The sequence below is a fragment of the Amycolatopsis sp. NPDC004772 genome (genome assembly GCF_053601215.1).
On sequence record NZ_JBSGBK010000030.1, the window covers coordinates 19,036 to 32,349 of the forward strand.

Genomic DNA, 13,314 nt, shown 5'->3' on the forward strand with positions numbered 1-13,314 from the left:
ATCGATGTACGAGCTTTCGCGGGTCCGCCTGCACTCGGTCGGCCCGGCGGGTGCCCGCTACCAGGACGTCGTGCTCGACTTCAGCGGCGTCGGCGCCAAGATCACCGCGCCGAAGCAGGACGCGCTGTTCAGCGCGGGCATCCACGCGACCGGCCCGGCCGAGCTGCACCGCCCGTCGCCGGCCAGCGTGCTGTTCCTCGAGAACGGCGGCGGCAAGTCCGTCCTCATCAAGCTGATCTTCTCGGTGATGCTGCCCGGCCGCCGCCAGGTCGTGGGCACCACCAGCACCAAGGTCCTGGAGAAGTTCGTCGCCGCCAAGGACGTCTCGCACGTCGTCCTGGAGTGGCTGCACGTCGAGAGCGGCCACCGGATCATCACCGGGAAGGTGTCGGAGTGGCGCGGGCACGTCGTGTCCGCCGACTCCGAGAACCTCGTCGACTCCTGGTACTGCTTCCGCCCGACCGCCGCGCTGGGGCTCGATTCCCTGCCGATGACCCAGGACGGCCGGCTGCTCACCATGTCCGGCTTCCACGACAAGCTCACCGCGGCCCAGCTGGCCGAACCGGAGCTGGAGCTGTCCTGGACCCGCCGCCACCACGAGTGGACCGGCCGCCTCGACGGCCTGGGCCTCGACACCGAGCTGTTCCGCTACCAGCGCGCGATGAACGCGGGCGAAGGTGAAGCGGCGGACGCGTTCGCGTTCGGCACCGACGACGCCTTCGTCGAGTTCCTGCTGCGCGCGGTCATCTCCGAAGAAGAGCCGAAGGACCTCGCCGAAGTCGTCGCGACCTACGCCCACAACCTGGCCCAGCGCGGGGATCTGCTGTCCGAGCGCGACTTCGTGGCGGGCGCGCTCGACCTCCTGGGCCCGCTGGCCGCCGAAGAAGGTGTCGCCGCGGAGTCGCGGAAGATCGCCGAAGCAGCGAAGGCCGACATGGCTTCGCTGGCCGGGCGGGTCGTCGCCCGCAACGAGCTGGAGAACGCGCGGCTGTCCGGCCTCGAGGACCACGTCACCGAGGTCAAGTCCGCGGAAAAGCTCGCCGAGGGCGACCACCGGCGGCTCGCCGCGGCGGTCACCGAGCTGCGCCGGCTCGTCGCGGTGCTGCGGCTGGACGAGGCCCAGGAGGCCCGCAAGCGCGTCGACGCCGAGCTCGCCGCGGCGAAAACCGAAGCGGAAGCCTGGCGCGAGACGGCGACCGTGCTCAACTCGCTGAACGCGGGACGCAAGGCGAAGGACCTGCGCGAACTCGTCGGCAGCCGGGAGGAGAAGGCGCGTCCGGCGCTGAAGGCGCGCAACGACGCCGCTTCGGCGCTGGCACGCGGGTTGCACGCGCTGGCGCAGGACGCCCAGCGGCAGGCCGACAAGGCCGAAGCGCACGCGGGCGCGTTGCGTGCCGAAGCCGAGAAGGCGCAGACCGAGCGCGATGAAGCCGCGAACCTCGCGGCCGCCCGCCGGGCCGAGGCGCGCGGGCTGACCACGCGGATCACCGAACTGCGCGAAGAGGTCCAAGCGGCGGTCCGTGCCGGGTTGCTGCCCTCGGGTGCCGACGTCGCCGAAGCTTCGCGCGCTGCTCGTGCCGCGGCCGAGTCCGCTTCGGCCGAGCTGGCCCGGCGGGAACAGGAACTCGACCGCGTCGGCACGGACCTCCAGGCGGCGCAACGGGCCGTGAACGAGGCCCACCAGCTCGCCGGCACCACCCAGGACCGTCTGGAACGCGCCACCGAGGACCTCGACCGCGCGCACCGCCGGACCGACGCCCTCGCCGCCGAAAGCCGCCTGGTCGAGCTGCTCGGCGCCGACGACGTCACCCTGGAAAGCGACCTTCCGGTGCTGCTGGAACGGCTGCGCGAGGCGAGCGCGGCCGTCGAGAAGGAGCAGACCGGGCTGCGGATGGAGGAGTCCGCCGACGAGCGGGCCCTGGCCGCCCTCGGGTCCGGCGGGCTGCTGCCGCCGCCGGAGGACGTCCAGGCCGCGCTGGACGCCCTGGAAGAGGCCGGGATCACCGCGTGGTCCGGCTGGCGCTATCTGTCCAAACTGGACGCTTCCCGGCGCGCCGAAGTCCTGGAAAGCCTGCCGCAGCTGGTGTCCGGCGTCCTGCTGAACGACGCCGCGCACGCCGATCGCGCCCGTGAGGTGCTGACGAAGCGGCGGCTGCTGCCGAGCGCGATCATCGCCGTCGGCACGACCGAAGCGCTGCAGGCCGAGGTGCCGTCCGCGCCCGGTGTCGAGTTCCTCGTACCACCGAACCCCGCGATGTACGACGAAGAAGCCGCCGACGCCGAACGGGAAGCCGTCGCGCGGCGGCACACCGAGCGGCAGCGGCGGCTCGAAGCGTTGTCCGCCAAGCTGTCCGCGGACGGCGCCCTGACGTGGAAGCTCACGACGTGGCGCGAGGACTACCCGCCCGGCGCCGTCGCCACCCTCGCCGAGCAGGCCCAGGCGGCGCGGACCGCGCGGGAGACCGCCCGCACCGCGCTGGAGCAGGCGGACGCGGACTTCGCGCGGTTGAGCGAAAAGGCCGCGTCGCTGCGCGAGCGCGTCCCCGAGCTGCGGGCGGCCGCCGCCGAAGCCGAGGAGAAGGCCCGGCGGCTCGGCGAACTGGGGGTCCGCAGCGCCCGGATCGCCGAGTGGACCGAAGAAGCCGAGCGGGCGGCCGAGATTGCCGAGCGCGCCGACCTCCAGGCGTCCGACGCGGCGGGCAAGGCGGCCCGGCTGCGCGAGCAGGCGGGGGAGGAGCAGCGCACCGCGGACGGCCACCGCCGGACCGCGACCACCGCGCGCGCCGAGCTGGCCGAAGTGCCCGGGGCGGCCGACGCGGCGGACGGCCCGGCGCCGTCCGAACCGGTGGACGCGCTGCGGCGGACGTTCGCTTCGGCGTCGGAGGCGTACGCGAAGGTCGAGGTCGGCAGCGACCTGCGGAGCGAACTGGAGCAGGCCGAATCCGCCGAAGCCGCGGCCGGCTCGGCCGTGGAGGCCATGGACGAGGCCGTCCGCGTGCGTGCGGGCGAGCTCCTGGAGACGCCCGACGGCTCCGACGCGTCGGCCCGGGCGGCCGCGCTGGCCCGCGCCCGCCGGGTCGTCGACGGCCTCGAAGACGAGCGCACCGAAGCGATCGGGCTCGTCTCGACCCGGCGCGCCGAACTGGACGCGCTGCCGCTGCAGAACGGCGTCAACGGCGAGAAGCCGCGGGACATCGAGCACGGCCTGGAACTGATCGACGCGGCCGGGCTGGAGGCGTCGGCGGCCGCGCGGAAGTGGGAAGAGCTGCAGGACCGCCGGGCGGCGGCCGAAGCCACCCTGGAGTCGGCGAAGAACTCGGCGTCCGGCTTCTCGCTGCTCGCCGAGTCGATGGGCCACCTGGTGAGCGACACGGACGCGGCCGCCTACGACGGCGACGTCGACACCGCGCGCGCCCAGCACGCGCGGCTGAACGCGACCTTCAACCAGGCCCAGGAAGCCGCCGACGCCGGTGACCGGCGGGTGCGCGCGGCCGCGGACCAGCTCGCGCAGTACGCGACGGAAAAGCGGTTCGAGAAGCTGAGCACCCCGGTGCGGCAGCAGGTCATCTCGGTCAAGCGCGACCAGCTGCCGGCGCACGCCGCCGAGTGGGCCGAGGCGCTGCGGCCGCGGCTGCGGTCGCTCACCGACGACCTCGCGCAGATCGACCGGCACCGCGGCGGCATCATCACCCGCCTGCAGGGCATGGTCGACGGCGCGCTCCGGACGTTGCGTTCGGCGCAGCGCGTCTCCCGGCTGCCGGACGGCCTCGGCGACTGGTCCGGGCAGGAGTTCCTCCGCATCCGCTTCACCGAGCTGGAGGACAACGCGCTCACCGAGAAGCTCGGCGAGGTCGTCGACGAGGCTGCCGTCGGCAAGACGGCGGACGGCCGGGACGTCAAGCGCGACGGGCTTTCCCTGGTGCTGCGGGGCGTCCGGGCCGCGGCGCCCAAGGGGTTCCGCGTCGACATGCTCAAGCCGGACTCGGTGCTGCGGACCGAACGCCAGCGCGTCTCGGAGATCCGGGACGTGTTCTCCGGCGGCCAGCAGCTGACCGCGGCGATCATCCTGTACTGCACCCTGGCGGCGCTGCGGGCGAACAACCGCGGCAAGGTCCGCAACCGGCACTCCGGCGTGCTGTTCCTGGACAACCCGATCGGCCGCGCCTCGGCCGGGTACCTCCTGGAACTGCAGCGGGCGGTGGCCGAGGCGCTCGGCGTGCAGCTGATCTACACGACGGGCCTGTTCGACGCGGGCGCGCTGTCGGAGTTCCCGCTGATCGTGCGGCTGCGCAACGACGCCGACCTGCGCGCGGGCCGGAAGTACCTGTCGGTGGACTCGACGATCCGCAACTCCCTGGAGGACCTGGGCGAGCCCGACGGCGTCGCGCGGCTGTCGGCGACCCGGATGTTCACGCGGGAACCCGATTCCGCTGAGGACGAACAACCGGCCTGACGGGAACAACGTCCCGGGTCCCGTGGTTGCCGGGCGCATGACGACACTGGGGCCGCTGGGGGCCACCCACACCGCACTGGACACCGGCACCGCCGTCGCGGTCGAGCTCGAAGAACTGGGCTTCGACACGCTCTGGCTGGCCGGCGGGCAGGGCAACAACCTCCCGCGGATCGCCGAGGTGGTCCGCGGGACGTCGCGGATCCAGGTGGCGAGCGGGATCCTGTCGGTGGACCGGGTGCCCTCGAGCGAGGTGAGCGCGGCCTACGCCGAGCTGCCCGCGGGCCGGTTCGTGGTCGGCCTGGGCGGGGCGCACGGCGCGCGTCCCCTGGCCACGCTCGGCGACTACCTCGACGAGATCGAGGACGTCGTGCCGCCGTCCGCGCGGATCCTGTCCGCGCTCGGGCCGCGGATGCTGGAGCTGGCGCGGGATCGCGCTTCGGGCGCGTACCCGTACCTGGTGACGACGGACTACGTCGCTTCGGCGCGGGAAATCCTGGGCGCGGACCGGCAGCTGGCGGTGCTGCTGAACGTGGTGGCGGAGACCGACGCGGCCCGGGTGCGCGAGCTCGTGCGCGGCGGTTCACTGGGGTTCCTGGCCGGGATGCCGGGCTACGCGGCCAACTTCCGGCGGATGGGCTTCACCGGCGCGGACATCGCGGACCTGTCGGACCGGCTGGTCGACGGCCTCACCGTGTCAGGCAGCTTCGAGGCGGTGGCCGCGCGGCTGCGGGAGTACCGGGCCGCGGGTGCCGACCAGGTGGTCGTCCCGCTCGACGGCCTGCCGCGGGAGTGGTGGCCGGGCCTGGTGGAGGCGGTCCGGTGACCGCACGGGCCCGCGGGCTCACGCACGTGCTCCCGGCGGAGGTCTCGCTGCACGACGCGCTCGCCGCCGTCGCCGATCCGGTGCGCCGCAGCATCCTGCGCGAGCTGGCGGCCGTGCCCGAGTGGACGAAGGCGTGCGGCACTTTCGACCTGCCGGTGGCGAAGGCGACGCTCAGCCACCACTTCGGGGTACTGCGCGCGGCGGGCCTGATCGAACAGCGCGACGAAGGCCCGCGCCGGCTGAACCGCTTGCGGCGCCCCGAATTCGACGCCGCCTTCCCGGGGCTGCTCGACCTGGTGCTCAGTCACCCCGGCCGGTGAAGGCCAGCGTGGTGCCCAGGCCGATCATGACGAGGCCGCCGGTGCCGCCGACCAGTTCCAGGCGCTTCGGCGAGCGGGCGAACCACGCGCGGGCGGTGCCGGCGACCAGCGCCCACGCGCTGTCGGTGGCCAGCGCGATCGCGGGCAGGCACAGGCCGAGGACGAGCATCTGGGCCGGCACCGAACCGGCGGCGGGGTCGACGAACTGCGGCAGCAGCGCCGCCAGGAACACGATCGACTTCGGGTTCGCGAAGCCGACGACGAAGCCGTCGCGCAGCACGGTCAGCACGCGGCCCGGGGTGGCGCGCACCTTCGCGGCCATTGCGTCGGTCAGCTTCCGGCGGTGGCGCACGGCCTGGATTCCCAGGTACACCAGGTAGATCGCGCCGGCGATCTTGATCGCGGTGAACACCGCCGCGGACGTCGTCACCAGCGCGCCGAGGCCGAACGCGACCGCGACGACCTGCGTGTAGACGCCCACGGAGTTGCCTGCGACGGTAAGGAGCGCGTCGCGCCGCCCGACGGTGAGCGCGCGGCTGATCGTGAACAGCACACTCGGGCCGGGGACCACTACCATGAGGAACGTCAGCGCGGCGAAGGCCGCGAAGTGCGTACCGGAGACCATTTCCCGAGGCTATCGCCTGGTCACCGGCACGACCAGGCAGTTTTGTCGGTGCCGGGTGGTAGGAACAGCGGGTGCCTCCGAAGATCAGCACCGACCAGCGCCGGGCCCGCCTCGCCGTCCGGCACCACCTGGCCGCGCCCGCGGCCTCGGTGGCGGACGCCGTCGCCGGGGTCGTCGCACTGCACGCCACCGACCCGGCGACCGTCCACCTGTCCGCGTCCGCCCGGCTCGCCGCGCCGGCGGTGTCCGCCGTGGAGCGGGCGCTCTACGAAGAGCGTTCGCTGCTGCGGCTGCTGGGCATGCGCCGCACGGTGTTCGTCACGGACCTGGACACGGCGGCGCTCGTGCAGGCGGGCTGCTCGGCGGACATCGTCGTGAAGCAGCGGAAGCTGCTCGAACAGCACCTCGGGCAGCAGGGGCACCCGGAGAACGTGCCGGAGCCGGGCGCGTGGCTGAAGGAGGTCGAGGCCTCGGTCGAGGCGGCGCTGCGGGCCCGCGGCTCGGCGACGGCGCAGCAGCTGAGCGAGGACGAGCCGAGGCTGCGCCAGCAGCTGCTGATGGCGGCGGGCAAGCCGTACGAAGCGATCGGCAACGTGACGAGCCGGGTGCTGTTCCTCCTGGCGGCGGGCGGCCGGATCGCGCGCGGCCGTCCCCGCGGCAGCTGGCTGAGCAGCCAGTACGTCTGGCACCCCCTGGATGAGTGGGTGCCGGGAGGCTGGTCGCTGCGGGAGCCGGACGAGGCCCGGGCCGAGCTGGCCCGGCGCTGGCTGCGCGCGTACGGCCCGGCCCCGGTGTCCGACCTGAGGTGGTGGTCGGGCTGGACGGCGGGGCAGACGAAGAAGGCGCTGGCGGCGTTGTCCCCGGCGGAGGTCGACCTCGACGGCGTACCGGGGGTGGCCCTGGCGGACGACCTCGAGCCGGTGCCACCGCCACCGCCGTGGGTGGCGTTCCTGCCGGCGCTCGACCCGACCCCGATGGGCTGGCAGGACCGCGACTGGTTCCTCGGCCCGCACCGCGCGGCCCTGTTCGACCGCAGCGGCAACATCGGCCCGACGGTGTGGGCTTCCGGGAAGGTGGTCGGCGGCTGGGCCCAGCGCGCCTCGGGCGAGGTGGCGTTCCGGCTGCTGGAGGACGTGGGCGAGGAAGCCCGGGCGGCGGTCGAGGTGGAGGCGGAGAAGTGCGCGAAGTGGTTCGGCGAGGCGCGCACGGTGCCGCGGTTCCGTACGCCGCTGGAGCGGGAGCTGACGGCATGAGGGGCGCGTCGGCGGGGTGGTCACCCGGCGGGGCGGCCCCGTCGCTGGATCGGTCGAGTCATCGACCTCACGTGCCGCCTCGCGAGCCGCCGCCACACCCTTCGGAGGCCCCCTGTCGGCTGGATCGTTCAAGTGTCGAAATTCGGCCCGCGGCGAACCCGCTTGCCGGTCACCATGCACCCGGCGCGATCAGCCGGAACCGGTCCCGGCGCCCGGACCCCGCGCCTTCACTGGTCCGTCGTGGTCCACCCTCGGATCACCCGGCGTGGCGCCGCCGCTTCTTAATCGATTCTTGACCCGTTCGCCAAGTGGTGGAAGTCTCGTCAGGGCAGTCAGGGACGCGCATGCCCGCACGCTAGGGTGGCCGCGAGCCCGCAAGTCACGGCCGGAGTGCCGGCCGATCCTCAGAGGAGTGGCAGCAGTGACCGTTCGCGTAGGTGTCAACGGCTTCGGCCGCATCGGCCGCAACTTCTTCCGCGCCGTGCAGGCCAGCGGCCAGGACATCGAGGTCGTCGCCTTCAACGACCTCGGCGACGTCGCCACCATGGCCCACCTGCTGAAGTACGACTCCATCCTGGGCCGGTTCCCGGGTGAGGTCAGCGTCAGCGACGAGGGCATCGTCGTCGACGGCAAGACCATCAAGGCCCTCGCGGAGCGCGACCCGGCCAACCTGCCCTGGGGCGAGCTGAACGTCGACGTCGTCCTCGAGTCGACCGGCTTCTTCACCAACGCCGACGCCGCCAAGGCGCACATCGCCGGCGGGGCCAAGAAGGTCATCATCTCCGCGCCCGCCAAGGGTGAGGACCTGACCATCGTGCTCGGCGTCAACGACGACAAGTACGACGGCTCGCAGGTCATCATCTCGAACGCGTCCTGCACCACCAACTGCCTCGGCCCGCTGGCCAAGGTCCTCAACGACGCCTTCGGCATCGAGCAGGGCCTGATGACCACGGTCCACGCGTACACCCAGGACCAGAACCTGCAGGACGCCCCGCACAAGGACCTGCGCCGCGCCCGCGCCGCCGCCCTGAGCGTCGTCCCGACCTCGACCGGTGCCGCGAAGGCCATCGGCCTGGTCCTGCCGGAGCTGCAGGGCAAGCTGGACGGCTACGCGCTGCGCGTCCCGGTCCCGACCGGCTCGGCCACCGACCTCACCGTGACGCTGTCCAAGGCCGCCACCGTCGAGGAGATCAACGCCGCCTACAAGGCCGCCGCCGAGGGCCCGCTGGCCGGCATCCTGCGCTACTCGGACGACCCGATCGTCTCGGCGGACATCGTCACCGACCCGGCGTCCTGCATCTACGACGCGCCGCTGACCAAGGTCATCGGCAACCAGGTCAAGGTCGTCGGCTGGTACGACAACGAGTGGGGCTACTCCAACCGCCTCGCCGACCTGGTCAAGCTCGTCGGTTCGAAGCTGTCCTGAAGCAGATGAGCGTCAAGAACCTCGACGACCTGCTGGGCGAGGGCGTTCAGGGCCGCTACGTGCTGGTGCGCAGCGACCTGAACGTCCCGCTCGACGGGGATCGCATCACCGACGACGGCCGGGTCCGTGCCGCGTTGCCGACGATCAAGAAGCTCGCCGACGCGGGCGCGAAGGTCGTCGTCACCGCGCACCTCGGCCGTCCGAAGGGCGAGCCGGACCCGAAGTACACGCTCGCGCCCGTCGCGAAGCGGCTGTCGGAGCTGCTCGGCGCCGAGGTCGCGCTGGCCGGTGACCTGGTCGGCGAGTCCGCGAAGGCGCTGACCGGCGGCCTGGCCGATGGCGGCGTCGTCCTGCTGGAGAACGTGCGTTTCGACGCGCGCGAGACCAGCAAGGACGCCGTGGACCGCTCCGAGCTGGCCGCCGAGCTGGGCGCGCTCGTCCCGGGCGGCGCGTTCGTCTCCGACGGCTTCGGCGTCGTCCACCGCAAGCAGGCCTCGGTCTACGAGGTCGCGTCGGTGCTGCCGGCGTACGCGGGCGGCCTGGTGCTGGCCGAGCTGGACGTGCTGAAGAAGCTGACCGACGACCTGCAGGGCCCGTACGTGGTCGTGCTCGGCGGCGCGAAGGTGTCCGACAAGCTCGGCGTCATCGCGAACCTGCTGACGAAGGTCGACAGGCTGCTCATCGGCGGCGGCATGGCGTACACGTTCCTCAAGGCCCAGGGCCACGAGGTCGGCCAGTCGCTGTTGCAGGAAGACCAGCTGGAGCAGGTGTCGGGCTTCCTCGCCGAAGCCGAGAAACGCGGCGTCGAGCTGGTGCTGCCGGTCGACGTGCTGGCCGCGACCGAGTTCGCCGCCGACGCGGAGCACGAGGTCGTCGACTCGACGGCCATCCCGGCCGACCGCCAGGGCCTCGACATCGGCCCGCGCAGCCGCGAGCTGTTCGCGAGCAAGCTGGCCGACGCCAAGACCGTGTTCTGGAACGGCCCGATGGGCGTGTTCGAGTTCGAGGCGTTCTCGGGCGGCACGCGTGCCGTCGCGGAGGCGCTGGTGAAGAGCGACGCGTTCACCGTGGTCGGCGGCGGCGACTCGGCGGCCGCGGTGCGGCAGCTGGGCCTGCCCGAGGACGGCTTCTCGCACATCTCCACCGGCGGCGGCGCCTCCCTGGAGTACCTCGAAGGCAAGGAACTGCCGGGCGTGGTCGCCCTGGAGGAGAAGAACTAGTGGCACGCAAGCCGTTCATCGCCGGCAACTGGAAGATGAACCAGAACCACCTCGAGGCGATCGCGCTGGTGCAGAAGATCGCCTTCGCGCTGCCGGAGAAGTACTACGCGAAGGTCGACGTGGCGGTGCTGCCGCCGTTCACCGACATCCGCAGCGTGCAGACCCTGGTCGACGGCGACAAGCTGTCGCTGACCTACGGCGCGCAGGACGTCGCACCGCAGGATTCGGGCGCCTACACCGGCGACATTTCGGGCCCGATGCTGGCCAAGCTGGGCTGCAAGTTCGTCACGGTCGGCCACTCGGAGCGGCGCGAATACCACGCCGAGTCCGACGAGCTGGTCAACAAGAAGGTCAAGGCCGCGCTCAAGCACGGCATCACGCCGATCCTCTGCATCGGGGAGAAGCTCGAGGTCCGCGAGGCCGGCGAGCACATCCACCACACCACGACGCAGCTGATCGAAGGCCTGAAGGGCCTGAAGGCCGAGCAGGTCAAAGACGTGGTGGTCGCGTACGAGCCGGTCTGGGCGATCGGCACCGGCAAGGTCGCGTCGTCGTCGGACGCCGAAGAGGTCTGCAAGGCGATCCGGGCGACCCTCCAGGAGAAGTACGGCGACGAGGTCGCTTCGTCCGTCCGGGTGCTCTACGGGGGATCGGTCAAATCGGGCAATATCGGCGAGCTGGTGGCCTGCGAGAACATCGACGGTGCCCTGGTCGGCGGAGCGAGCCTCGACGGTGAGGAGTTCACGAAACTCTGCGCACTCGCCGCGGGCGGGCCGCTGCCCTGATCGAGGCCACGACCGGGTAGCCTGTGTATCCGGTCCGTCACACAGCAGTGGACGAGTCCAGGGGTACGGTGGTGGTCGGAAACGACCATGCCGTACCCCTGCATTCTCCTAGAGCCCAGAGGATGACATGAAGCTGTTCCTGCAAATCCTGTTGATCGTCTCCAGCGTCCTGCTGGTGGTCGCCGTGCTGCTGCACCGTGGCCGGGGCGGTGGCCTGTCGTCGCTGTTCGGCGGTGGGATGCAGTCGAGCCTGGCCGGGTCGAGCGTGGCCGAGAAGAACCTCGACCGGATCACCCTGCTGTTGGGCGCGGTCTGGCTGATCAGCATCGTGGGCCTGGGTCTGCTGCTCAAGGTGTGAGGCGTCCGGCGTTCCGCCGCCGGCCGCGACCGGGTCGAGGTGGCGGGGCGCAGCGATTCGGCGTGCCTATTGGGGGGCGCGCCGCCGATTCCTAGGTGTGAGGATTCATGGTTGGCGGTAACGCGATTCGGGGCACCCGGGTGGGTGCCGGTCCTACGGGCGAATCGGAACGGGGAGAGTCGGCGCCGCGCCGCCGCATCTCCTACTGGTGTGCCAACGGGCACGAGGCCCGGCCGTCGTTCGCGCTCGACGCGGAAATCCCGGACGAGTGGGACTGCCCCCGCTGCGGGCTCCCCGGTGGGCAGGACGAGAAGAACCCGCCGGCCGCGCCGCGGACCGAGCCGTACAAGACCCACCTCGCGTACGTGAAGGAGCGGCGCAGCGACGCCGACGGCGAGGCCATCCTGGCGGAGGCGCTCGACCGCCTGCGCAAGCGCCGGGAAATCCTCTAGCGGTTCTTGCTGGAAGCCACCCCGAGGGAAGCGGACCCCCTCGAGGTGGCTTTTTGCGCGCTCAACCAGCCCCGCCCGGTGCTCGAAGGGGCATCACGCGTGACTGGCGAGGCATAGCGTGTGCCTAGCGGGGCATTGCGCGTGCTTGGCGAGGCATCGCATGTGCCAGGTGGGCAGCGCGCCTGCCTGAGCAGCCCCCGATTTCCACGCTACTGGCGGGCACCGACAATTCCTGGGCCGCCGACCTTGGGAACGGTGGGTTCCGGTCGCTTTCCGTCCGAAACCCGCCGCTCGTGGCTGCCGGCCGTCCGAAAGTGTCGGTGCCCGCCGGTAAGCTGGATACCGGGGGCCGGAGGTCAGCGGTCCAGCGGATACCGCGCCCGCACTCGGAAGCCGCCGTCCTCAGTTCCAGACGTCTCGAAGCTTCCGCCGAGCAAGCGGGCTCGCTCGGCCAGGCCCGTCAGGCCGTGGCCGCCCGAGGGGAGGCCCTCCGCCGGGCGGTTCGCGCGCTCGTTGCGGACCTCGATCTTGAGCGCACCGTGCTCACCCTGGATGCGGATCGTCGCCGTGGCGCCCGGGGCGTGTTTGTGGACGTTCGTCAAGCACTCCTGCACCGTCCGGTACGCCGCCGCCGAGACCTGGTTGGGCAGCGCCTCCGGCAGGTGCTCCACCGTCAGGTGCACCGGGACGTCGGACGTCCGGATCAGCCGGTCGAGCTCGTTGATGCCCGGCCGCGGGCCGTCGTCGTCCGAGCCCGCCCGCAGCACGCTGACCAGCGACCGCAGCTCCTCCAGCGTCCGCTTGGACAGCGTGCGGATGACCTGCGCCGTCTCCTGGGCGCGGTCGTCGGTGGTCTGGGCCTGCAGCGCGCCGGCCTGCATGGCGATCAGCGTGATCTGGTGGGAGACGACGTCGTGCATCTCGCGGGCCAGCCGGGCGCGCTCCTCGGCGCGGACGGCGTCCGCGTGGAAGCGGCGCTCGCGGTCGCGGCTCGTGGCCAGCTCGGCGAGCTTGTTCGAGACCTCGGTGCGGGCGCCGATCAGCAGGCCGATCGCGATCGGCATGCCGGCGACCAGGACGCCGTAGATGCCGTCGAGGATGTGCTCGCGCCAGCTCAGCTCGGCGAAGTCCTCCAGCGGCCACTGCACGAACCGGCACGTCCACACCAGCGCCGCGCCGACCCAGACCTGCCAGTGCAGCTGACGGCGGGTGGCGAGCATGCCGAGCGTGATCATCGACGCCAGCTGCGCCCAGCCGGCCAGAAAGCCGGGGACCGCGACGAGCACGGCGAGGAACGGGAACTTCCGGCGGAACACCACCGCGAGGCACGCGGCGCCGGAGAGCCAGATCGAATAGGGCTGGGCCTTCTCGGGGATCACCAGCCAGACGTCGAGCACGGCCAGGATGACGGCCGCCGCCTCGATGGCGAACGTGACCACAGCGGGGCGGGGCACCGAGCCGAACAGGCTCAGCCCGCGCTTGCGCACCCGCTCGGCGGCCGACGGCCCCGAGCCGGCGATCGAGATGCCTGGAATCGAGAGTCCCTCTGTACTCATCGCTGGCGACCCCATTCGTCTTGTGGACTTGTTGGTGAGAGGC

Annotated in this window: 11 protein-coding genes; 9 read left to right on the forward strand and 2 right to left on the reverse strand. The window is 72.1% G+C overall.

Translation table 11 applies throughout. The features are described from left to right. Nucleotides 1-4: 4 nt before the first annotated feature. From ACWEF6_RS19795 to ACWEF6_RS19805, 3 genes are read left to right on the forward strand one after another with little or no spacing between them, the layout of a single operon-like run. Nucleotides 5-4,453 (forward strand): hypothetical protein, encoded by a 4,449-nt coding sequence (locus ACWEF6_RS19795; protein WP_449684288.1) that lies wholly within the window; start codon nt 5-7, stop codon nt 4,451-4,453. A 37-nt stretch (nt 4,454-4,490) separates the two neighbouring features. Continuing rightward, nucleotides 4,491-5,276 carry a TIGR03620 family F420-dependent LLM class oxidoreductase gene (locus tag ACWEF6_RS19800; RefSeq protein ID WP_449684289.1) on the forward strand — a complete coding sequence of 262 codons (786 nt, stop codon included), beginning with the start codon at nt 4,491-4,493 and terminating at the stop codon, nt 5,274-5,276. Further along, the gene (locus tag ACWEF6_RS19805) at nt 5,273-5,596 is read left to right on the forward strand and encodes an ArsR/SmtB family transcription factor (protein WP_449684290.1); all 324 of its coding nucleotides are present in this window, start codon (nt 5,273-5,275) and stop codon (nt 5,594-5,596) included. The genes ACWEF6_RS19800 and ACWEF6_RS19805 overlap by 4 nt, the downstream gene beginning before the upstream one ends. Here ACWEF6_RS19805 and ACWEF6_RS19810 read toward each other — a convergent pair. Beyond that, nucleotides 5,577-6,221 (reverse strand): LysE family translocator, encoded by a 645-nt coding sequence (locus tag ACWEF6_RS19810; protein ID WP_449684291.1) that lies wholly within the window; start codon nt 6,219-6,221, stop codon nt 5,577-5,579. The genes ACWEF6_RS19805 and ACWEF6_RS19810 overlap by 20 nt on opposite strands. A 71-nt stretch (nt 6,222-6,292) precedes the next feature. Between ACWEF6_RS19810 and ACWEF6_RS19815 the strand changes: the two genes are divergently transcribed. The 6 genes from ACWEF6_RS19815 to ACWEF6_RS19840 all read left to right on the forward strand — a co-directional run bounded on the left by ACWEF6_RS19815 (nt 6,293) and on the right by ACWEF6_RS19840 (nt 11,715). Then, the gene (locus ACWEF6_RS19815) at nt 6,293-7,474 is read left to right on the forward strand and encodes a winged helix DNA-binding domain-containing protein (protein WP_449684292.1); all 1,182 of its coding nucleotides are present in this window, start codon (nt 6,293-6,295) and stop codon (nt 7,472-7,474) included. A gap of 421 nt (nt 7,475-7,895) precedes the next feature. Next, nucleotides 7,896-8,900, forward strand: coding sequence for a type I glyceraldehyde-3-phosphate dehydrogenase (gene gap / locus ACWEF6_RS19820; protein WP_091308527.1), 1,005 nt, complete (start codon nt 7,896-7,898; stop codon nt 8,898-8,900). Nucleotides 8,901-8,905: 5 nt separating this feature from the next. Continuing rightward, nucleotides 8,906-10,120 carry a phosphoglycerate kinase gene (locus ACWEF6_RS19825; protein WP_449684293.1) on the forward strand — a complete coding sequence of 405 codons (1,215 nt, stop codon included), beginning with the start codon at nt 8,906-8,908 and terminating at the stop codon, nt 10,118-10,120. After that, nucleotides 10,120-10,905, forward strand: a complete 786-nt coding sequence (gene tpiA, locus ACWEF6_RS19830; protein ID WP_449684294.1) for a triose-phosphate isomerase — start codon at nt 10,120-10,122, stop codon at nt 10,903-10,905. Before ACWEF6_RS19825 ends, tpiA begins: the two co-directional genes overlap by 1 nt. Nucleotides 10,906-11,032: 127 nt before the next feature. Next, entirely contained in the window at nt 11,033-11,263 is a 231-nt protein-coding gene (gene secG, locus ACWEF6_RS19835; RefSeq protein ID WP_003071471.1) for a preprotein translocase subunit SecG, read from the forward strand. Between the two features lie 107 nt (nt 11,264-11,370). Then, nucleotides 11,371-11,715 (forward strand): RNA polymerase-binding protein RbpA, encoded by a 345-nt coding sequence (locus tag ACWEF6_RS19840; RefSeq protein ID WP_043788280.1) that lies wholly within the window; start codon nt 11,371-11,373, stop codon nt 11,713-11,715. Between the two features lie 356 nt (nt 11,716-12,071). Here ACWEF6_RS19840 and ACWEF6_RS19845 read toward each other — a convergent pair whose 3' ends face one another. Then, the gene (locus ACWEF6_RS19845; protein ID WP_449684295.1) at nt 12,072-13,271 is read right to left on the reverse strand and encodes a sensor histidine kinase; all 1,200 of its coding nucleotides are present in this window, start codon (nt 13,269-13,271) and stop codon (nt 12,072-12,074) included. Nucleotides 13,272-13,314 lie beyond the last annotated feature (43 nt).